Annotated in this window: 17 protein-coding genes and 1 tRNA gene; 9 read left to right on the top strand and 9 right to left on the bottom strand. The window is 33.6% G+C overall.

The features are described from left to right. Window positions 1–175 precede the first annotated feature (175 nt). From ABD935_RS01020 to ABD935_RS01010, 3 genes are all read left to right on the top strand, one after another. On the top strand, window positions 176–1585 hold the full coding sequence (locus ABD935_RS01020; RefSeq protein WP_345189608.1) for a trypsin-like peptidase domain-containing protein: 1410 nt from the start codon (window positions 176–178) through the stop codon (window positions 1583–1585). Window positions 1586–1726: 141 nt separating this feature from the next. Continuing rightward, complete coding sequence (locus ABD935_RS01015; RefSeq protein WP_345189606.1) at window positions 1727–3175, top strand: glyceraldehyde-3-phosphate dehydrogenase; 1449 nt, start codon at window positions 1727–1729, stop codon at window positions 3173–3175. A gap of 187 nt (window positions 3176–3362) precedes the next feature. Next, window positions 3363–3986, top strand: a complete 624-nt coding sequence (locus ABD935_RS01010) for a tRNA (guanine-N1)-methyltransferase (RefSeq protein WP_345189605.1) — start codon at window positions 3363–3365, stop codon at window positions 3984–3986. Window positions 3987–4603: 617 nt separating this feature from the next. Here the strand turns inward: ABD935_RS01010 and ABD935_RS01005 are convergent. The 3 genes from ABD935_RS01005 to ABD935_RS00995 form a co-directional block, all read right to left on the bottom strand. After that, window positions 4604–4685, bottom strand: a tRNA-Tyr gene (locus tag ABD935_RS01005). Window positions 4686–4865: 180 nt separating this feature from the next. Then, on the bottom strand, window positions 4866–7622 hold the full coding sequence (locus tag ABD935_RS01000; protein WP_345189604.1) for a TonB-dependent receptor: 2757 nt from the start codon (window positions 7620–7622) through the stop codon (window positions 4866–4868). Between the two features lie 31 nt (window positions 7623–7653). Beyond that, window positions 7654–8529: a GLPGLI family protein gene (locus ABD935_RS00995; RefSeq protein ID WP_345189603.1), complete on the bottom strand. Its 876-nt coding sequence runs from the start codon at window positions 8527–8529 to the stop codon at window positions 7654–7656. Between the two features lie 291 nt (window positions 8530–8820). Between ABD935_RS00995 and ABD935_RS00990 the strand changes: the two genes are divergently transcribed. Both ABD935_RS00990 and ABD935_RS00985 read left to right on the top strand, forming a co-directional pair. Further along, the gene (locus ABD935_RS00990) at window positions 8821–9600 is read left to right on the top strand and encodes a hypothetical protein (RefSeq protein WP_345189602.1); all 780 of its coding nucleotides are present in this window, start codon (window positions 8821–8823) and stop codon (window positions 9598–9600) included. Window positions 9601–9603: 3 nt separating this feature from the next. Beyond that, entirely contained in the window at window positions 9604–10218 is a 615-nt protein-coding gene (locus ABD935_RS00985) for a deoxynucleoside kinase (protein ID WP_345189601.1), read from the top strand. On the opposite strand, the gene ABD935_RS00980 is transcribed toward ABD935_RS00985, so the two are convergent. The 3 genes from ABD935_RS00980 to ABD935_RS00970 all read right to left on the bottom strand — a co-directional run bounded on the left by ABD935_RS00980 (window position 10215) and on the right by ABD935_RS00970 (window position 14754). Beyond that, window positions 10215–11213: an App1 family protein phosphatidate phosphatase gene (locus tag ABD935_RS00980; RefSeq protein WP_345189599.1), complete on the bottom strand. Its 999-nt coding sequence runs from the start codon at window positions 11211–11213 to the stop codon at window positions 10215–10217. The two genes, ABD935_RS00985 and ABD935_RS00980, sit on opposite strands and share 4 nt — an antisense overlap. Before the next feature lie 262 nt (window positions 11214–11475). Continuing rightward, window positions 11476–13869, bottom strand: coding sequence for a sodium-translocating pyrophosphatase (locus ABD935_RS00975; RefSeq protein WP_345189598.1), 2394 nt, complete (start codon window positions 13867–13869; stop codon window positions 11476–11478). A 351-nt stretch (window positions 13870–14220) separates the two neighbouring features. Beyond that, window positions 14221–14754 carry an inorganic diphosphatase gene (locus ABD935_RS00970; RefSeq protein WP_345189597.1) on the bottom strand — a complete coding sequence of 178 codons (534 nt, stop codon included), beginning with the start codon at window positions 14752–14754 and terminating at the stop codon, window positions 14221–14223. A gap of 214 nt (window positions 14755–14968) precedes the next feature. Between ABD935_RS00970 and ABD935_RS00965 the strand changes: the two genes are divergently transcribed. Then, on the top strand, window positions 14969–17197 hold the full coding sequence (locus ABD935_RS00965) for a M1 family metallopeptidase (protein ID WP_345189596.1): 2229 nt from the start codon (window positions 14969–14971) through the stop codon (window positions 17195–17197). A 140-nt stretch (window positions 17198–17337) separates the two neighbouring features. On the opposite strand, the gene ABD935_RS00960 is transcribed toward ABD935_RS00965, so the two are convergent. Then, the gene (locus tag ABD935_RS00960) at window positions 17338–18573 is read right to left on the bottom strand and encodes an ABC transporter permease (protein ID WP_345189595.1); all 1236 of its coding nucleotides are present in this window, start codon (window positions 18571–18573) and stop codon (window positions 17338–17340) included. Window positions 18574–18581: 8 nt separating this feature from the next. Between ABD935_RS00960 and ABD935_RS00955 the strand changes: the two genes are divergently transcribed. After that, window positions 18582–19817 carry an exo-beta-N-acetylmuramidase NamZ family protein gene (locus ABD935_RS00955; protein ID WP_345189594.1) on the top strand — a complete coding sequence of 412 codons (1236 nt, stop codon included), beginning with the start codon at window positions 18582–18584 and terminating at the stop codon, window positions 19815–19817. A gap of 14 nt (window positions 19818–19831) precedes the next feature. Further along, the gene (locus ABD935_RS00950) at window positions 19832–20878 is read left to right on the top strand and encodes a serine hydrolase domain-containing protein (protein ID WP_345189593.1); all 1047 of its coding nucleotides are present in this window, start codon (window positions 19832–19834) and stop codon (window positions 20876–20878) included. On the opposite strand, the gene ABD935_RS00945 is transcribed toward ABD935_RS00950, so the two are convergent. After that, entirely contained in the window at window positions 20875–21705 is an 831-nt protein-coding gene (locus ABD935_RS00945) for a sterol desaturase family protein (RefSeq protein ID WP_345189592.1), read from the bottom strand. The two genes, ABD935_RS00950 and ABD935_RS00945, sit on opposite strands and share 4 nt — an antisense overlap. A 26-nt stretch (window positions 21706–21731) precedes the next feature. Continuing rightward, entirely contained in the window at window positions 21732–22223 is a 492-nt protein-coding gene (locus tag ABD935_RS00940; RefSeq protein ID WP_345189591.1) for a YkgJ family cysteine cluster protein, read from the bottom strand. A 154-nt stretch (window positions 22224–22377) separates the two neighbouring features. Between ABD935_RS00940 and ABD935_RS00935 the strand changes: the two genes are divergently transcribed. Continuing rightward, window positions 22378–23094, top strand: coding sequence for a class I SAM-dependent methyltransferase (locus ABD935_RS00935; protein ID WP_345189590.1), 717 nt, complete (start codon window positions 22378–22380; stop codon window positions 23092–23094). The last annotated feature ends 309 nt before the right edge of the window (window positions 23095–23403 follow it).

The following is a 23403-nucleotide window of genomic DNA, read 5'->3' as shown; positions in this document are numbered from 1 at the left end:
AACACAAAAAAGCGACTACCGAAAGCCCGACCCTTGGGTAACGCCCAAATAATTACTGATAATTATGTAAAACTTTTGAAGATTATTATGATTGTTAAATAGTCGTTAAAGTTGAATTTTTGATTCAATAAATATTTAATTTTAATCGTTAATAGAACTTAAACTAAAAAAAAATATGAAGAAGATTTTAACATTACTATTGGTTTCTGCATTAGGTGGGATTTTCACTTTAGGAGCGTATAAACTTTATATAGAAGACGAAAATCCAGTTGCAATTGCAACTGCCGATTCAATTCCTGCATTTTTGCCAACTCATAATGTGGATGCATTTTTAAACGCGGCAGAAAACACAGATTTTACAGTTGCAGCAGAAAATACTGTAGACGCCGTAGTACACGTAAAAAACATAACTCTGAGTTCTGGACAAATGACTTTACAAGATTTATTTTCTGGTAGAAGCCCAAAGCGTGCGCAGTTAGGTACAGGTTCCGGTGTTATTATTAATGCCGATGGCTATATAATTACTAACAATCACGTTATTAGAAACGCGCACGAACTATCGGTTACTTTAAACAACAACAAAACTTTTAAAGCCGAAATTATTGGAACAGATCCAAAAACCGATATAGCATTGTTAAAAATTGAATCTGACGAAGCCTTACCTTATGTAACATTTGGCGATTCTGATACTTCAAAAATTGGTGAATGGGTTCTGGCAGTGGGCAATCCGTTTAATTTAACATCAACGGTTACCGCTGGTATAATCAGTGCTAAATCTAGAGATTTAACAGGCAAAAGTTCACAATCCTTTATTCAAACAGATGCTGCCGTAAACCCAGGGAATTCTGGTGGTGCGCTGGTAAATACGAATGGCGAATTAATTGGCATAAACACGGCAATAACTTCGCAAACGGGGTCTTATATTGGGTATTCGTTTGCCGTACCTAGTAATATTGCCCGCAAGGTCGTAGAGGATATTATGGAATATGGCAACGTGCAAAATGGTATTTTAGGTATTGTAGGGGGCACCTTAAACAGCTCGGTAGCAGAAGAACTGGGCGTAGAATACACTGAAGGTGTACTTGTTAGTGAGGTTACTAAAAATTCTGGTGCAGAAAAAGCAGGTATCAAAAGCGGTGATGTTATTAAAAAGTTAGATGATATCGAGATTTCAAAATTTGAAGACCTAAGTGGCTATATTAAGACCAAACGCCCTAATGATATTGTGAAGGTTGAAGTATCGAGAGACAACAAGTTAAAATCATTCTCTGTAAAACTTACTAAAACCGAACTATTTACTGTGACCTTCATGAAAATGGAATTACAGGATTTAACTGATGCTTTTAAGGAAAAACACGGAATCAATAATGGTGTTATGGTTAAAAGCACGGAAAACAAATGGTTGTATTCTAATTTAGGAATTTCGGAAGGTTATATTATCACAGGAATTAATGATATTCAAATTGAATCCATCGAAGATATTTCAAAATTAAAGAAAAAATACGGCGATGATATTTTAGAAAACATCAAAAAGTTAGAATATATAAATAACAGAAAAGAGAAAAAAGAAGTTATTTTTAGATAAAAAAAGTCCTTATACCGATTTTTTTTAACCCTTCAAAGTTTTAAATTTTGAAGGGTTATTTTTTTCTTAAATTACATTACGAAAACGTTTGAAATATGATATTTTTGTACCCCCTCAAAATCGAACTAAACTATTTAAGCTATGGTTTCCAACAAAACTTATGAAAAAGAATTAGCTTTTCAATCAGACCGACGAAAAGTAACCGTTGAATTTATTAAAATTATAAGCGACTTGTGGTACGACAAATCTATCGAGTTGGTGCTTTTCAGAAATCAATTAATTGATAGAAACGTAAGTCAGATTTTAAACCTGCATGAATATGCTGGTAAATTTGTACAAAAACCGATTTCTATTTTTGATTCAGTAGAAATCGCACAGGCTATTAAGGCACTTGATATACCACCTGCAAAATTAGATATCGGGAAGCTTACTTACGAATATCAACTAGAAGACAATACATACAGCAATGCCACCGCTTTTGTTGCTAGGAAATTAAAAGACGCTAGAAAAAATGGGCATATTGCCCCTAAAGATGTTGTACTTTATGGCTTTGGTAGAATTGGTCGATTAGTTGCTCGCGAACTTATGGCACGTACGGGAAAAGGCAGTCAATTGCGTTTAAGAGCCATAGTTACCAGAGGAACAATAGACGCCCAAATACTTGAAAAAAGAGCATCACTATTACGTTATGATTCCGTACATGGCGATTTTCCAGGAACGGTTTCTGTCGATTTAAAAAACAAGGCCTTAATTATTAATGGCACTACGGTAAATATAATTTCGGCTCATGCACCCGAAGCTATTGATTATACCGAATTCAACATCAATAATGCCTTAATCATAGATAATACGGGAGCTTTTAGAGATAAGAAATCCTTAGGCAGGCATTTAAAAGCTAAAGGTGTTGATAAGGTTTTGTTAACGGCACCAGGGAAAGAAGTTCCGAATATTGTATATGGTGTCAATCATAAAGAAAACGATCCAGATAAAGTTGATATATTTTCTGCAGCATCGTGTACAACCAATGCCATCACCCCAGTATTAAAAGCTATGGAAGATTCTTTTGGTGTAAAAAGCGGGCACTTAGAAACCATTCATGCGTATACCAACGACCAAAATCTGGTGGATAATTTCCATAAAAAATACCGTCGTGGTAGAGCTGCTGGATTAAATATGGTAATTACCGAAACTGGTGCAGGAAGTGCTGTTGCCAAGGCATTACCAAGTTTGGAAGGTAAATTAACATCAAATGCCATTCGTGTTCCTGTGCCTAATGGATCATTGGCTATTCTTAACTTAGAGTTAAAAAACAAAACATCACTTGAAGGTGTTAATACTATTTTAAAAAAATATGCTTTAGAAGGTGATTTGGTAGAGCAAATTAAATACGAATTGAGTGATGAATTAGTTTCTAGCGATATTGTAGGCAATTCAGCCCCATCCATTTATGATAGTAAAGCCACCATTGTTCGTAAAGATGGTAAAAATGTGCTGCTCTATATTTGGTATGATAACGAGTACGGCTATAGCCACCAAGTTATTAGACTTGCTAAATATATTGCCAAAGTTAGACGTTATACCTATTATTAAAAATAGCTACTATTACTGCTTCTATTTTGTAATTTTAAAATACTAATAGTACCGTCATCTAAATACACATTTGAACCGTATATAAACTAGCCTCATTTTTATGAGGCTTTTTAATGATTTATAATCAATTAATAAACAATATTTTATAAATTCGCAAACCAAATACAACCATTAAAATCATTCAAAAATGAATCCTAATAAATCACTTTTTTTTATAGTATTTACGTGTTTATTCACATTAACCGTATTTTCTCAAGCTAACCAAGAAGAAGACAAATTATCATTAAATAGTGGTACAATTGATAGCCAGTTCGAGTATATCCTTAGAAAGTCTGGTAATTTTAAAGGCACAAACGGACAAGCTTATGAAGCCGTTAAACGAAGCATGCTACTTACTTTAAGAGCACATACAAATGATTCCTTAAAAACGGTTCATAAAAACCTAACAGAAACGCAGGCTGTAGTTAAAAATCAAGCTAAAGAAATTTCAGATTTAAAAGCGAATCTTTCAAATACCCAAACTGATTTAGACAAAACCAATTCAGAAAAAAACAATATGGCTCTATTTGGTATGCAAATGAGCAAAAGCAGCTATAATGTGCTTATGTGGTCTATTATTGGTGGATTATTAGCCTTACTCCTTTTCTTTATTTATAAGTTTAAAAATAGTAATTCAATTACACACGATGCTAAAAAGGCACTTGCAGAAATTGAAGAAGAATTTGACGAGCACCGTAAAACAGCCTTAGAGCGCGAACAAAAAGTGAGACGCCAATTACAAGACGAAATTAATAAGCAGAAAAAAGCTTAAAAAAATAGTTTAGGATATAAATTCATTAAAGAGACTGTCTAAAAAGTCAATTTTAGAGCAAACTGTCACATTGAGCGCAGTCGAAATGCATTGAAAATCAAGATTATAATTTTTTCGACTGCGCTCAAAATAACGACCGGAATAACTTTTCAGACAGCCTCTTTTTTTATGACAATTACTAAAACTACCACAGAACATTAAGATAATTTAGTTCCACTTTTTGATGGTTACCGCATATTTTACAGACAACCGTCTGACCACGAATCGGTTCGTGAATTTTTAAAAGCACGCCTTGCCAAACAAGATTCAGTAATATATATAGCTTATATAAACGTTATTCCGGTTGGTTTTAAACAACTTTTCTTTTTGTTTTCTTCGGTAAGCATGGAACCCTAAAACACGTTATGGATTTTCCCGAAAACAAAAAAGCCTCTTAAAGCAGACTTTTCGAGTTAAGTGGGGAGAGCAGGATTAAATATCCTAGTTCCCCGCACGTGAAAATGAAAAGTAACGCTGTTATCACAGCTTGACATTTTTATTTTATAATGTTTACTGAAATAAATTTCGCAAACATTATAAAACAAAAAAGTCTGCCAAAGCAGACTTTTCGAGTTAAGTGGGGAGAGCAGGATTCGAACCTGCGAAGACGTAGTCAGCAGATTTACAGTCTGCCCTCGTTGGCCGCTTGAGTATCTCCCCAAAACTGAACGCAAATATATTATTGTTTATCAATTCTACAAAAGGAAACTAGAAAATTTAATATAAATATTCACTTTGTGTCATGCTTAACTTGTTTCAGCATCTGATACCTATTGAGAATCAATGGCTTTCAAAATGAAACCCTGAAACAAGTTCAGTGTGACGTGGCATCTTTTGATATCACAACTCATAACGCAATCTAAACGTTAAAAAACGAGGTTGGATAAAATACTCGGTGGCACTAACCGAAATATTACCTGCGCTACTTCTATTTTGCGACTTGGTATCTAATAAATTAGTAGCTTTAATTTCGTATTCCCATTTACTGTCTTTATTCTTTTTATAAGCTAATGAAGCATCCCAAAACTCATAAGAATTAATAGTTTGATCTTCGTCGCTAAAATTATTATACGAATAGTCGGTTTTAAAAGTAAACGATTTAAAAATAAGCGCATCAAACTCTATCGATGGGGCTTTGGTAAAAAACTTTGTTCTCCGGTCGCCTTGGTCGTTATCTTGAATGGTGTAACGATACCCAATTTCAAAGTTTGGAGCTTCTCTAAAATTTGATCTTAACTGGGTTCTATAGGTTTGTGAATAATTTTCATTTACTGAAGTTCGGTCATTAACCACCTGATTAAATTTATTGTAACTTAAATTTGCACTTAATGTGCCCCTAAATTTTCCAATGGTTTTTTGAAAACGTGTATTGGCACTAGCACTTTCATCTGCTAAAGCAGAATTAATAGGCGAACTGATTCTAATAACACTACCCTGCGGAAGACTGGAACTGGTTCTAATCCTATCTACGGTTTTACTATAGTTAAGCCTTGCCGTTACATTAGTATAATTGAACATATTAAAGCTAAAATAAGATAGGTTTAAGTTATGAGACACCGCACTTTCTAACTCCTGATTTCCAGAAAAAACGGAACCATAATTGTTCAAGACCAAACCTCTAGCCAATTGATTTACATCGGTAAAACGGGTACGCATGCTGTAATTAAAAATAATTTGTTCGCTCTTTTTTAATTGCATACGCATATTAAAATCCGGTAAGAGTCTGAAAAAATTATCCGTATACTTAACATTAAACTGATTGTTTTTTGCACTGTAAGCATGTCCTGAAAACCCAGGTGTGAAGGTGAAAATTCCTGATTTTAATCTATAATGCACACCTAAATACAAATCGCTGAACGTGTAACCAATGTTGTTGGTATCTAAACCATCGTTTATTGTTGGTGTGGTTTCAAATTTTGAATCATCATCTAAAACCTGAAAAATATTAGAATCAAAATCTTGTCGGCTATAAATGGTTCCTAATGTAAAATTGATATCGCTTTTTTTATTAAGAATATTCCAATAATCCAATTTAGCATCTACTTGGTTCGATTTTACGCGTTTGTCTTGATTAATATTATAGACCGATTGTTCTCGGTCTAAACCTAAATTACTTGCTGTATCATCATAAGCATCTGGGTCTGGCAGATTATCATCTGGATTAACCGGGTTATCATTATTAGCAGGATCATTCTCTAAAATGGCGTTATAAAAAGGATCCTCATCTTGCAATAAATGTTGTACTTCAAAAGCAAAAATATTGGTGTCGTCTAGTGTATAATAGTAATTTAAGTTTTGATTGAAACTAAAAGGTGTAGCGCTTTCTAATTCGTCAATATTACCAACACGAGAAGACAAAACGTTTTGATCTTGCGACTCTTTCGAGGTTCTAGCCAACACATCATAATCTAATTGGTTATTCCCATTAGGTTTATACTTAGCACTAAACTTCATCATGGCTAAATCGCTACGTTGTGTTGTGTTGCTTTCTTTATTTTCATCTCTTGATGCATCATTTAAAAACTGCACATCGTTAATTTCCTGTAAATCTGTTCTGCTACTTAAAAAAATAGCAAAACCACTTAAATCTAAAGTCTTTTTTGGTGAGTAACTAAAGTTTGCTGCTCCAAACTTGGTATTTATATCTTTTGCTCTATTATTTTGAAGCGTTAAAAACCCTAAATTATTACTTCCTAAATCGATATTGGTTCCGCTACCTCTACTCGGGCTTCTAAAACCGCCTGTAAAATTGAAATAATCGCGACGCGTAAACGCTATTTCACCTATATTGTTTAAATCGCCAATAACGTTGATGCTATATTTGGGACTGTAATAAAACAACTTGGGTTGCGCCAAATACAAGGTATTTTCTTCTGAAGCTCCTCCTCCTGCCGTTACATTTCCAAACCAGAAATTCTTTTTTCCTTGTTTAAGCTTAATATTTATAGCAATATTATCTTGATTGTTGGTTACACCGCTTAACTGCCCAACTTCGGCATAATTTTTAAGGACCTCAACTTTATCAATGGCATTAGCAGGTATATTTTGAGTTGCTAATTTAGAATCGCCATCAAAAAAATCTTTCCCTTCAACCATCACTTTACCAACGGTTACGCCTTCAACTTCAATTTGTCCTTCGTCATTAACTTCAACACCAGGCAACTTATTTAATACATCGCCCAACTTTCTTTCTGTTCCAGACGTAAAAGAATCCGCATTATAAACAATGGTATCTCCTTTTATAGTTACTGGCATCTCGTAAACTAATTCTACTTCATCTAAAGTAGTGTCGTATTGCAACGTAAAATCTTTTGTAATATTTAAATCTGACGTTTTTAAATCTACTTGCGCTGTTTTAGTTCCTATATAACTTACCTGAATTTTATAATTGGTGTTTTTTTCTATAGATAGCTTGTAACGTCCATCTGAATTGGAAATGCCATAAGAATCTAATTTTTGGGTTTCTTGGTTTATAGCAATAACATTTGCCAGCTCAAGTGGCGCTCCTATACTGTCTTTAATAACACCTTCTAGCTTTACTTGAGCAAAAGTGGATCCAGCTACCAAAAGCAGCAGTAAAAAAATTAGTTTATTCATTAAATGGTTTTTTGATTGATTAACACCTAAATTACCTTCGTCTTCCACCGCCTCTACCACCTCTATTCCTAAACATTTCTCGCATTTCCTCCGTTTTCTTCTTAACGATAATGTCATACTCTTTTTGGGTGACTTCTTTTCCCTTTGAAGGCACTTTAAAAACATCTTTTTCTGAAGGGTTTAATATGATTTTAGAACATAAAATAGTTGTTCTATCGGCACTCACTTCTAAAATTAATCCTGGTAACCCCCAATATACATCCGGCCCTTGATTAACCGGTATTTGTGGTGTATACCAAGCAGTAACCATTATTTCTCTAGGTGCTTCCTCTTTTTCTACCACTTTATTTTCTGTATTTGTGGAATCTTGGGGCTTTTCATCATTCGGTCTTCGCCTAAAACTACTAAAATCAAAGCCTTCAACTTTTTTAACTGCAGTAGCTTTAAAACACATATACTTGCCAATCATTTTAGTTTCAGCTCCCATTTCCCAATCTAACTTTCGTAAACTATCATTTATTAAAAACTGTTTCCCAAAAAATTCTTGTTCCTGTATTAATTGCTGCGCTTTTACATTTTTATATTGATTGCCACCTGTAGCATTCATCATCCCAAAACGCATACCGCCGCCTCCTTGCCCAGGAGTCTCCAAACCCGCTTCCTCTTTATACAATGATTCTGATTGATTAAATGTTAGAATATATACTTTCTCCAAAGCGTTCTTCATGCGGTCTGCTATTTGCTTTTTTCGTTCTTCAGATAATTTACCACCTCCAAAATTACTCATATCAACAGTTGTTTTTGTCTGATAGTAAGCTTTACCTTGGAAGCTTTTTTGGGCAAATAAGAACAGTGAGGTTAGGATTAAAAAAACGGATGTTATTAATTTTACGGAATTAATTTTCATTATAGCATGTTTTTGTTTCGTAATAAAACTAAAGTTTTTATTTGACTCCAAAACGTACTATTTAGTTTAATCACTTATGTGTTAAATAATTCTTAAAAAACTAACCACCTATTCTAATTTCTATGCTCCCAGCACCATCATCACAATTATGCTCATAGCATTCTTTTTTCCATTTTTTTTTCAAAATGGCTTCAAGCGTATGTAAGATATGTGGTGTTGAGAAGTCTACAGTTTCTATTTTATCAAAATAACAAATAAAAGTGGTTTGATTTTTGTACTTTTCAAATCGATATGAAATACATCATTTACCTTTTTTTTCTTTTACCTTACTCAATATTTGCTCAAGAATCCATTGAAGCATCTTTTATTAAAAAAACAAAATTAACTATTGAAACTCTTGTTTCTGTTGATAATTTTGGGACGACCTACTTTATAAACAACAGTGTATTCAACAAAAAAGACACTAATAAAACCATTACATATAACAACTTACAATTAGGGAATCTATATTCTGCGCATGCATTTAATCCTTTAAAAATTAATCTATTCTATAAAGATTTCAATACTGTTGTTACTCTTGATAACAGGTTAGCTGAAATTTTTAAAATAGACTTTAATGCGCTTAATAAATATAAAAACATCTCACACGTTTCTACAGGACATGATAATACCATATGGGTATTTAACCAAGACCTTCAAAAACTAGAACTTTTTGATTACAAAACACGAACAACCCGGGCGCAAACCGTTCCTGTTCAAAGCACGGTTATAGACCTAAAAAGCAATTACAATTATTGCTGGTTACTCACAGAAAATTATATCTACATGTATAATTATTTTGGCAGCTTAGTAAAAAAACTAAAAAATGAAGGGTATACATCTTTGGTTGAAAGCAATGATAACATCCTATTAAAAAAAGAAAATTCGCTTCTTTATTTGAAAAAAAATAGTGACAAACCACTTCCAATTAAAACACAAAATTTATTAATAAATCAGTTTTTTGTAACCAATGAAACCTTGTATATTTACAACAATGAAACCTTACACCAATTCCAACTAAAAATCAAGTAAATTATGCATATTGCTATTGCCGGAAATATTGGCGCTGGAAAAACGACACTCACTAAATTATTAGCAAAACATTATAAGTGGGAAGCACAATTGGAAGACGTAGTAGACAATCCATATTTAGATGATTTTTACAATCAAATGGAACGTTGGAGCTTTAATTTACAGGTTTACTTTTTAAACAGTAGATTTCGTCAGGTTTTACAAATTCATCAAAGCGGAAAAGATATTATTCAAGACCGAACAATTTATGAGGACGCTCATATTTTCGCGCCTAACCTACATGCCATGGGTTTAATGACGAATAGGGATTATGAAAACTACAAATCGCTTTTCGATTTAATGGAATCTTTAGTTAAAGGCCCAGATGTTTTAATTTATTTACGAAGCTCTATTCCAAATTTAGTTTCGCAAATTCACAATAGAGGTCGTGATTACGAAAACTCAATTAGTATTGATTATTTAAGTAGATTAAATGAACGTTATGAAGCTTGGATTCACGGCTATGATAAAGGAAAATTGTTAATCATAGATGTAGACAATTTAAATTTTGTTGATAATCCAGAAGATTTAGGTAGCGTTATTAATACTATTGATGCTGAAATTAATGGGTTGTTTTAACCTCTAATAAAACCGTTTTCTTTAGCATGTTCAATAGCTAGATAGCTACTATCAACCAAAAGAACAGGTGTTCTTTTATAATCTTTAAATAATCTGGACACATGAAGCATTTTCTTTTTATGGTTAACACTATGCAAATAAATGGCTAAAATTCTTTTAGGGTAAGCCTCAGCTATTTCCTTATAAATATCAGGGTCATGCTCACCACTATCGCCTATTAAAATGAATTTTAACTTTGGATAGGTTTTTAAAATATTGACGATTTCTATTTGTTTTTGTGGACTATCACCAGAGTTCTTTTTGAATATATCCTTAAAACTTCGCAGTAAGATTGGCCCTTTGGGAAAGCTATTCTGTTTTAAAAAGAATTCGAGGTAACGGTATAAATTCCATGGGCTATGGCTTACATAAAATATTGGGTTAGCATCATGCCCCGTTTTTCCTTGATGCAATAAATTATAAAACTCCGGTGCTCCTTCTAACGGAATTCGTTTTCCTGCTGAAATTAAAAAGGTGTTTATAAGGACTCGCCACTTCAATATAGAACTTAAACCAGTGTGTAGTATCGTATCATCAATATCGCTAATTATCCCAAACGACGCTTTATTTGACGGAATGAGCATCTCTCCTGGAAATCGGTTATCTAATTGTATGGTTCTTGTCAGATGTTTTTCTCTATAAGAAAACTCTAGTTGAACCCAACCTGCTTCATTAGCATAATTACTAATATCATCAACCTTTTCATCTAATAAAAAATAACCCTTATTATCAGTTTTGGTGTAAAAACATGTATCATTACCTAGTCTAATTATGAGTTCTGTATTTTTTATTTCATCGGTTTCAAAACGCTTCCAGGCATTTAAAAGTAATTTGAACTTACCCTTTTGTTCTAAATCAATACTTTCATCTTCTATGGCTCTTCCCCTTAAATAAACATGGTTTGGTGTTCCGTAAGTTTGAAAAGCAATGATTTGAAGTGGGTCTTTTTTGAACATAAAACGTAATTACTTTTGATTTGTTTGAAATGTAGTTAGCTATAGCTTTTAAAAAATTTAGCCACGAATTTCACGAATTTCCACAAATCCATTCTTTTTCTAAAATATATTCGCAAATAGTATGGTTTAGAATTTCACGAATGCAACAGACCTTCAGTCTGCTTTAAAAGCCTATGGACTTGCAGTCCATAACAGTTTAGTTAAAAATACAAAAAAACCACACCGATTGGTGTGGTTTTTTCATTTGAAATTTATAATCTATTTAGCAATCGTCTTCTATTTTATCAAATGAAGCTACAAAAGTTTGAGTAACCTCAGCTGCAGCTTCAATTTGAGCTTTAACTTCTGCCTCAGTACCATTAAATGTTTCATAGCTCCTAGATGCTTCACCATTTTCAGTTGTAATTGTAGTCAAAACAGCTTTAACAGTTCCATCTTCATTCTCATTCATTTCTACTTTAACTTCTTTAGAAATATTGTTTACTACTTCTGTAGTATCTTTATCAGATACATAAACCGTAACAACATCTGATGATAATGCAATACTAGGTGCAATTACTAAGGCTACAACCGACATTAATTTTAATAATATGTTTAATGAAGGTCCTGAAGTATCCTTAAACGGATCTCCAACTGTATCACCTACAACTGCAGCTTTATGCGCATCTGTCCCCTTTTTACCTTGCTCTTCAATGGTTTTCTTAGCATTATCCCAAGCACCACCAGCATTCGATTGGAAAATAGCCATAAGCACACCACAAGTTGTTACACCTGCTAGTAAGCCTCCTAACATTTCAGCACCTCCAATAAATCCAACGGCAACAGGAACAGCAATAGCTAATAACCCCGGTAATACCATTTCTTTAATCGATGCTTTTGTTGAAATATCAATACATTTTCCATAATCTGCAACACCATCAGCAGCATCAAAAATGGCTCTTTGTTCTTTTGTTGCTTTCGACATATCAGAGTCAACAGCTCTCATAACCTCTAAAGCAGCTTTTAATTTTGGAATATCTCTAAACTGACGACGAACCTCTTCAATCATTGCCATAGCAGCACGACCAACAGCATTCATTGATAAAGCCGAAAATACAAATGGCAACATACCACCAACTAATAATCCTGCCATAATTTTAGGCTGAGATACATCTATTGCAGTTACACCAGCAGTTTTCATAAACGCTGCAAATAATGCTAAAGCTGTTAATGCCGCAGAAGCAATAGCAAAACCTTTACCAACAGCCGCAGTTGTATTACCAACAGCATCTAATTTATCAGTACGTTCACGAACCTCGCTTGGTAATTCTGCCATTTCAGCAATACCACCTGCATTATCACAGATTGGCCCATAAGCATCAACTGCTAATTGGATTCCTGTGTTTGCTAACATCCCTACCGCTGCAATAGCGATACCGTATAAACCTGCAAAATGATGTGATACCATGATAGCAGCAGCAATCAAAAGAATAGGAATCATTGTTGACATCATTCCAACACCTAAACCAGCAATAATATTTGTAGCTGCTCCAGTTTCAGATTGCTCGACAATTGACATGACAGGTTTTTTACCAGTAGCTGTATAATACTCCGTTATTTTACCAACACCTAAACCAGCAATTAAACCAGAAATTGTTGCCCAAAACACACCCATTGCCCCGAAAGGTAAACCATCGATTGATTCAGGGATTAAAGCATTAATAATAAAATAAGACGCCACAACCATTAATCCTGCAGAACCAAATTCTCCAATATTTAATGCTGTTTGTGGGTTTCCTCCATCTTTTACTTTTACAAAAAAGGTTCCAAGTATAGACATTATGATACCTACAGCTCCAAGGACTAAAGGCAAGTAAACAGCTCCTAAACCATTAAAATCTGGTGTTAGAATAAATGCTCCTAAAACCATTGTACCAATAATAGAACCTACATAAGATTCGAATAAATCGGCTCCCATACCAGCAACGTCACCTACATTATCTCCAACGTTATCAGCAATAGTCGCAGGGTTTAATGGATGATCTTCTGGAATACCAGCTTCAACTTTACCTACTAAATCCGCTCCTACATCGGCAGCTTTGGTATAAATACCACCACCAACACGGGCAAATAATGCAATAGATGAAGCCCCTAATGAAAATCCTGAAAGTACATTTAATACCATCGATAAATTTCCAGCTCCGGGCCACATACCTTGATATAACATAAATAAGCCACTCAATCCTAAGATTCCTAAACCTACTACACCTAATCCCATTACAGCACCACCAGCAAACGCAACTTCTAATGCGCGACCTAATGATGTTCTAGCAGCTTGTGTTGTTCTTACATTGGCTTTGGTTGCCACTTTCATCCCGATAAATCCGGCCAAAGCAGAACAAATAGCTCCAATAATAAAGGATACGGCTACCATACCGTTTGACCCTACTTCTGATGCGCCTTTAAAATATAACAAGACAGCCACTGCAGCCACAAAAATTGCTAAAACTTTGTATTCTGCTTTTAAGAATGCCATGGCTCCGTCTGCAATATTCTTAGCTATACGTGACATTTTTTCATCGCCAACTTCTTGTTTCGAAACCCATCCGCTTTTTAGAAAAACGAAAATTAAAGCTACAACACCAAAAAGTGGTAAAAATTTTACTATTAATTCCATATTAAGTTAGTTAATTATTAAATCAGTTATTTTTTAACAGAGCCAAAAATAGGAAAATATAAGTGATAAAAAAAACCCCTATTAATTAAAGATTTTGTATCTAAACCGCCCTTAAATTATATTATTTTTAATACTATGATATATGTTAGTTTTTTCTTGTTTTTACGAATAAATTTACACAATAAACTATCGAAGATTTCATAGTCCCGCTCGATGGTTTAGTATTAAAAAACCAATTCAAACCTCTTTTTTCCATTTTTATAAAACAAATATCTATTGGATATATTTTAAATAAAAAGACCATCTTAATTATTAAAGATGGTCTTTTTTATCTTGAAATTGAAATTCCAATTATATGGTAAACGTTCTTTTTTTCTTGTGCTCACTATTATCATAACGTGCTACACATTCATGATAAATTTTAATGGCAGCTTCAGCATTTCCCCAGCCACCAGTATCTACTTTTTTCTTCTCTAAATCTTTATATACTTGAAAAAAGTGTTCTATTTCTTTAAGCCTGTGTGGATTTAAATCAGAAATATCTTTTCTTTTACTCCAAATGGGATCTGAAACTGGTACACATATAATTTTTTCATCTGGTCCTTTTTCATCTGTCATATAAAAAACCCCGATAGGTCTCACTTCCATAACCACCATTGGATAAGTAGGTTCTGTTCCCAATACCAAGACATCCAAAGGATCTTGATCCAACGCCAAAGTTTCTGGTATAAAACCATAATCCCCTGGATACATCATTGAAGAAAACAACATACGATCAAATCTAATTTTATGTAATGTAAAATCATATTCATATTTATTTCTACTTCCTTTAGGTATTTCTATTAACACATCAAATGTTACTATTTCCTTTTTTTTATCACTCATTGTATAATTTATTTTTCTATCCTCAATCAGGATATATCATTCATATTTTAAGATTGCAAATGTAAAGAACCATTAACCTTTAAGCAACAAAATCAATCTCTTTTCTATCATTTTACATTACATAAACTTAATTTGACGTAGAAAACAAATTAAGCAAAAAAACACCCTAATATTTATTATCTTGTGCATGACTAATTCTTATAATTTAAAAATCATGCGACTTCTACTGTTTGCGTTTATAACACTTTTTTCATTTTTTTCTATCCATGCACAACACCAACCTTGGCAGGGTAAATTTGAACCTATTGATAATTTAATTTCTCCACCAAACATATACAGAACTGCTAGTGGTGCACCAGGAAAAGTGTATTGGCAGCAACGTGCAGATTATAAAATAAAAGTGACTTTGAATGAAATTGACAATACCATGTCTGGGGAAGAAACTATTACCTATTTTAATAATTCTCCAGATGATTTAAGTTATGTTTGGTTACAACTTGAACAAAACGTTAACAAAAAAGGAAATGAAGATTTTGGATCTGTGAACAATAGCATGAAAGACTCTATGACTACCAGACAAATTCAATTTCTTACTAGAACTATAGATTTTCCGGCTGGTTATTCTATTAAGCATGTAAAAGACACTAATGAGTACAACCTCAAAACCATGGTTAATAACACCATGATGAAGGTTAAATTAAATACCATACTTAAATCTGGATCATCTACAACCTTATCGATAGCTTGGTCATACCCTATTACTGACCGAAGCTTATTTTTATTATCAAGAGAAGGCTATGAGTATTTTCCTGAAGACGACAACACGGTTTATCTTATTGCGCATTGGTTTCCAAGAATGGCGGTTTATAATGATACAGAGGGATGGCAAAATCAGCAATTTCAAAAATTAGGAGAGTTTGCCTTAGAGTTTGGTGATTATGATGTTGAAATTACAGTACCCGAAGACCATATTGTAGCATCTACAGGAGAACTTCAAAATAGCGAAACCGTGTTAACCAAAACACAGCGTAAAAGGATGGATGCTGCGAGAAAATCTTTTGACAAACCTGTTATGATTATCACGAAAGCAGAAGCTGAAGCCAACGAAAAACAAAAATCCACAAAACAAAAAACGTGGAAATTTAAAGCTAAGAATGTTAGGGATTTTGCTTTTGCCTCATCTAGAAAATTTATGTGGGATGCTCAAGCTGTAAAACTACCAACCAACACTGTTATGGCCATGTCGTTATATCCCAAAGAAGGATTGCCCGTTTGGCAAGAAGAATCTACTAAGTCTATAATGCACGCACTTGAAGTGTATTCTGAAGCGACTTTCGATTATCCATATCCTGTTTGTATTTCTGTTAACACGTCTAATATTGGCATGGAATTCCCGATGATAAGTTTTAATGGTGGGCGTCCAATAAACGGCAAAATTAGTCATGCGGCTAAACAAGGTATGATTGGCACTATTATCCATGAAGTGGGCCATAATTGGTTTCCTATGATTGTGAGTTCGGACGAAAGAAAGTGGATGTGGATGGACGAAGGATTAAACACCTTTTTACACCAAAGAACGGTTGCTGAACGCTATCCTGAATTTAATAGCGTAACTCCGAAAAGCATTGTGCCTTTTATGAGTGGTGACAAAAATATTTTACGCCCAGTAATGACGACATCTGACAATGAATTATTTAATCAATTTGGAGCTAATTTTTATATAAAACCTACTGTAGGGTTACAAATGCTTCGTAATTCTATTATTGGAAAAGAACTTTTTGATGAAGCTTTTAAAGAATATGCCAACCGTTGGAAATACAAACACCCCAATCCTGCTGATTTATTTAGAACCTTAGAAGATGCAACAGCGACCGATTTAGATTGGTTTTACAGAGGTTGGTTTTTTACTACAGACCATGTAGATATGGAATTAACTAATGTAAAATGGTTTAAAGTTTTTGAAGAAAACTCTAATATTGAAGATCAAAACAAGTCTTCTAAAAGAAAAATTGTAGCCAACCAAAAAAATGTGGAATCTCAGGAAAAGGATTTTTCAAATGGCCCAGAAGTGATTACTATGACATCTACACCAGACGCTGCTTATGGTCAGTTTTTATCGCGATTAGATGAATCTGAAATTCGTAAACAACTTTCAGGAAAAAATATTTATGAGGTCACTATAAAAAACATTGGTGGTCTAGTTATGCCCGTTACCATTGCATGGGTATTTGCTGATGGTTCAACAGAAATTGATACTTTACCAGCCGAAATTTGGAGAAGAAATGAATACGAAATCCAACAAACTTTTATTAAAGACAAGGAAGTTAGCAAAGTAAATTTAGACCCTAATTTTGAATTTGCCGATACCGATATGAAAAATAATAGTTTCCCGAAGATTGAGTCGAAATCTGAGTTTGATAAGTTTAAAGATAGTAATAGGTAATTTCTCTAAAACAAAAGTTTATGAGTAGGCGCGTTAGGGATTGCAGTGGAAATCCTTTTTGTAAGGCACGAGCAAAAAGATTGCAACGAAAAGCCCGACCTTTGTGGTAACGCCAAAAAAAAAATACAAGTCATTACCTTTTATTGAAACCTAATGGCTTTTACGGGCGATATTTTTGTGATGATGTACGACGGAACAAGCAACATAAGCAAACATAAAATTAACGTGCCAACATTTAGTGCTATGATATACCCCAAACTGATGTAAACTGGGGCTTCGGTTACGTAATACACGCTAGGGTCTAGCGGGAATAATTTGAAATATTTTTGTGCAAACAAAAGTCCTAAACCTAAAATATTACCCCAGATTAGTCCTAAAATAATGAGGTATGAAGCGTTGTACAAAAAGAGTTTACGGATGCTCCAATTGTTGCTTCCTAAGGCTTTTAGGATACCTATCATTTGGGTGCGTTCGAGGATTAGAACGAGTAATGCGGTTATCATGTTAATGCCTGCTACGAGTATCATAATGCCGATGATGCCGTATATGTTTTTGTCGAATATTTTAATCCATTCGAAAATAGAACTAAACTTGTTGGTAATGGTCTGTGAGTTAAGTGTTGATGGCGTATTTTGATAGATTTCTACACCTTTTTTGTCCAATTCATTATAATCATCTATAAACACTTCAAAGCTTCCTATTTGGTCATCTTCCCATCTATTTATGCGTTGAATATGACGAATATCGCCTATTAAATAACTCGCATCAAAATCTTGAAATCCTGAATTGTAAATACCAACAATCTTATAGGTAATGATGTTGGGCAGTTTTTCTGGGTCGTCCTTTGCAAATACCATTTGAAAATTATCGCCGACCTTAAAGTGTAAACGATTTGCTAAATATGTTGAAATTAGCACTTCCTCATTTCTTTTTTGCTTGTAATCAGGAAGGCGACCTTCAATTAAAAACTCATTAAAATAGTTCCAATTATAATCTGCTCCTACACCTTTTAAATAAACGCCTTCAAAATCGGTTTCTGTACGGATAACTCCAAATTTAGAGGCTACGGCTTGAATGTGGGTAACACCTTCAACAGATTTAAACTCTGGATAAAACTCTTGATTTTTTGAAATGGGCAAACCGCTTTCTTGCGAATTGTTACTATCGTAATTTGTAATGGTAACATGCCCATTAAACGCCACTACTTTATCGCGTATTTTTTGTTGTAGACCAATTCCTGTTGCAATGGCTATCATCATAACCACAATACCAATAGCAATTGCGGCAATACCAATTTTTATTATTGGTGCCGATATACTACTTTTATACGCTTTACTACCAATAATGCGTTTAGCTATAAAATACTCGTAATTCAATTTATACAATGGGGTTTAATGTTTTCAAAAATACAGTTTTATTATTTGTTTTAGTAATGATTTCTTGTGCATCTAAGATGAAAGATAACAAGGCTATATCTGAAAAGGTTAGTCCATCTAATCATATACTAAACGATAGCACTATAGTAGTTGGTGCTAATCAAATTGAGGCCTATCTACCGTTACTAAACAGGAAACGTGTTGGAATTGTTGCGAATCAAACTTCTGTTATTTTTAAGAAAGACAAAAGCTATACACATCTTGTTGATTCATTATTAGCATTGGATGTAGCTATCAAAAAAGTATTTGCTCCAGAACATGGTTTCCGTGGTATGGCTGATGCTGGCGAAGTTGTGAAAGACGGCATAGATACTAAAACCAAGCTTCCAATCATTTCACTCTACGGAAAAAATAAAAAACCCACTCCTGAACAACTTCAAGATTTAGATGTAGTGGTTTTTGATATCCAAGATGTTGGCGCACGATTTTACACTTACATATCGTCATTACATTATGTGATGGAAGCTTGTGCAGAACTGGAAATTCCCGTTATCATATTAGATAGACCAAACCCTAATGGGAATGTTATTGATGGCCCTATTTTAGAAATAGAACATCAAAGTTTCGTTGGTATGCACCCCATTCCTGTAGTTCATGGTATGACCATTGGCGAATATGCACAAATGATAAATGGCGAAAATTGGTTAAAGAATGAAGTTCAATGTGATTTAAAAGTGATTCCCGTTAAGAATTACAATCATCATTTAAGATACAGCTTACCCATAAAACCAAGTCCTAATTTACCAAATGACCAAGCAATCAACCTGTACCCAAGTTTGTGTTTTTTTGAAGGCACCAATGTAAGCGCAGGAAGAGGCACTGAAACGCAATTTCAAATATTTGGAAGTCCATTTCTGAATAAAGACAACTTTAGTTTTGAATTTACACCTCAACCTAACTATGGTTCTAAATATCCGAAACATCAAAACAAACTCTGTTATGGTAAGGATTTAACTCAAATAGAGACTATAAATAATTTAAACTTGAAATGGCTGATTGAAGCGTTTCAAAACACCTCAAATCAATCTGATTTTTTTAATTCATTTTTTACAAAGCTAGCAGGCACAAAACAACTACAAAAACAAATTGAATTGGGATTAACGGAAAAAGAAATACAAGCAACTTGGAAAAATGGCTTAGAAAACTTCAAAAAAATAAGAACCCAATATCTCATTTATCCATGAGGCGTTTTTTTGTTATGCTGACCCTTTTTTTTACATGCTTCGGATTTGGTCAAAATTCTAGACCTACTGAAACTAAAAACATTAAGGAAGCCAGAAAACTTGCTAAAAGATTTTTACGCAAGCAAAGGGTTCCTGGAATGTCTATTTCGGTTTCAAAGAATAATGATTTGGTTTGGTCTCAAGGATTTGGCTATGCCAATCGAAAACCAAAAGTTAAAATAAAACCAGACAAAACCCTTTTTAGAATAGCTAGTATTTCAAAATCAATAACAGCCGTTGCACTGGCCAAATTAGTAGATGATAATCTCATCAATTTAGACGAAAGCATTTACACCTATCTTCCTGATTATCCAAAAAAGGAATATGACTTTACTGTAAGAGAATTAGCTGGACATTTGGCAGGAATTAGATCTTATAAAGGTTCTGAATTTACATTAAATAAAAAACTATCTATTTCTGAAGGTGTTGCATTATTTAAAAATGACTCCCTGCTATTTGAGCCGTCAACACAGTTTTTTTACAACACATTTGGTTATGTTTTATTAAGTGAAATTATGCAAACCGTTTCTGGGACAGATTTTGTTAGCCTAGTTAACAAATCAGTTATAGACCCACTAAAATTGACAAATACAATGCTTGATGCTTCGGATATAACTATTCCAAACAAAACTAATTTCTACAGAAAAAAACGTGTTTTATCAACAGTAGTTTCAAATGAGTATAAAGTTGCAGGTGGTGGGTTTTTATCAACCTCAGAGAACTTAATTAAATTTGGACAAGAACTCATTTTACCCACACTGATTTCAGAACAATCATTCCTAGAACTCACAACCTCACAACGCCTAAAATCAGATAATATTACTGGTTATGGTATTGGCTTTTCAGTAGAACAAACTAAACATAACACAGTCAAATACTATCATACTGGAGGCGGTGTTGGAGCCTCAACCATTCTATTAATTTGCCCAAAAGAGGAATTGGTTATATGCGTATTGACTAATCGGTCTAATATTAGTGTTCAATTTTTTGCCGAACAGTTGGAATCCATTTTTATAGATTAATCTCTAATTGCAGATCTTCTATACTTCTGAAAAGGTTTTTTTAATAAATCTTTGATATTACTATTTTCTTTTTCATCAGGAAACACATCAACGCCATACACAATATCATTTGTATCTAATTCCATGTAAGTGCCAAATAATCTATCCCAAATAGAAAATATATTTCCGTAGTTAGAATCGGTATATGGCATTACATAATGATGATGTACCTTATGCATATCAGGAGATACAATCACATAACTTAGGAGTTTGTCTACTTTTTTAGGAAGTTTAATGTTGGCGTGATTAAATTGAGTTGCTACCACAGATAAAGATTGATATAACATAACCAAACCAATTGGAGCTCCAATTATAATTACACCTAGCAATGTAAAAAAATAGCGAATGACACTTTCAATAGGATGATGTCTATTTGCTGTGGTTGTATCAACATTATGATCTGTATGATGCACCCAATGCACCATCCATAGTGGCTTAACCTTGTGCTCTATAATATGTGGCAAATATGAACCTACAAAATCTAATAAAACCAATCCCAAAACCCCATAAATCCATAAAGGCATTTCTGGCAACCAATTAAGTACACCAAAATCAGTGATAATAACCCAATCTGCAGATTTTAATAACAAAAAGGCCAATGGAAGATTTACCAAAAGAAGTGTTAAGTTAAAAAACAAATTAGGCACAGCATGCTTCCACTTAATATATTTGAATTTGAATAATGGTAGAATACCTTCTAGTATCCAAAAAAAAGTTAACCCGCTTACTATTAATATTACTCTATGATGCGCAGGAATTGTTTCAAAATAATTTAGGAGTGTTTCCAATAGATAAGTTTTAAACTTAAATACACCTATTTTATTCGTTTTTTAATTTCCTCAACAATATTAAATGCTGCAGGACATATAGCTACATTCTTTAATGTTAAATTTGATATTTGTTGAAACCTTTTTCTATCGGTATGCGGAAATTCTCTACATGCTTTCGGTCGCACGTCATAAATAGAGCAATAATTATCTGAACCTAAAAAAGCACATGGTACATTTTGCAATACATAATCGTTGTCTTCATCAATACGCAAATATTGACTTATGAATTGCTGTGTTTTCATTCTGAAATGTTTTGCAATTCTGTCCACATCTTTATCTGTAAATAACGGGCCTGTGGTTTTGCAACAATTGGCACATTCTAAGCAATCGGTACGTTCAAACTCAGCTTCATGCAAATCTTCCATGACATAATCTAAATTCTTAGGCGGTTTCTTTTTTAGCTTGGCGAAGAATTTTTTATTCTCGTTATGCTTATCTTTGGCGAGCTTTGGAAGATGGTTTATGAAGTCTTGCATGGTGCAAAAATAATGCTTTTCGTCATTACGAAGTAAATATGACTGAAGTAATCTTTAAAATTTGAACATAAAATTAAGAGATTGCCACGACTTAAAAAAGTCTCGCAATGACGTAAAGATTCCCTCCTTCGAGGGAATGACAAAAAAGTAATTAATGAAAGACCTTTTTGGAAACGCTTTATTAGATTATCAAAACGGGAACTACACTGAAGACATTATTACTTCTACAAGTATTTCTGATAATGATATACTACCGCTCCCCTATTTATTTCGTGATTACAAAGACATGCCTAAATTAGAACAACGGGCATTAAAATTATGCAAAGGTTCTGTTCTAGATGTAGGTTGTGGCACAGGAAGTCATAGTCTACAGCTTCAAAAAAAGGGATTTAAAGTTAAAGCTATTGATATTTCTAAAGGCGCTATTAAAGTTGCCAAACAACGTGGTGTACAAACTACTGAAGTCAAAGCGCTTTTAGACGAAACAGAAACTTTTGATACCATATTATTGTTAATGAACGGTACTGGAATCTTTCAAGAATTGAGTCAAGTTTCAAAATACTTATCACATTTAAAAAGCCTCTTAAAACCTAGCGGACAAATTTTAATTGATTCATCGGATATTAAATACATGTATGAAGATGAAGGTGGTGGTTTCTGGATGGATACTAATGCTAGTTATTATGGAGAACTTGACTATTATTTGTCTTATAAAGGCGAAAAAGAAACCCCAATAAAATGGTTGTATTTGGATTTTAAAACTTTGAAGTTGGCTTGCGAAACGGTTGGTTTAAAATGTGAATTGGTTTTGGAAGGGGAACATTATGATTATTTAGCGCTGTTAATTCCTGCGGAGGCAAGAATCTCATAATCAATAAAACAGAACTGTTCTGATATTGAAAGTCTTTATATTATTTTTGTAATTCAACCCGCCTAATTTCGATTAAAAACCGAAATTGTCCTCCCTTCAAAATAAAGAGAGAAACAAGTTTAATTAAAATTTTTAGGAAAAATAAAAGAATTTCTTGAAACGAACTATCTCGAGGCAGAGCAATAGAGGTATTTCGCTTATTTCATTTTGACCTGACAAGGCACTTTCAGATGTACGCAAATACTTGTAAATCAGCGATATAATTCGTAAATTAGAATAAACAAACCCCGAAAATTGGCGTTAAGACCA

The sequence above is a fragment of the Algibacter agarivorans genome (assembly GCF_039543245.1).
GTDB classification, from domain to species: Bacteria; Bacteroidota; Bacteroidia; order Flavobacteriales; family Flavobacteriaceae; genus Algibacter_G; species Algibacter_G agarivorans.
Note: the sequence above shows the minus strand (reverse complement) of the source record. Positions and strands in the feature narration are given on the sequence as shown.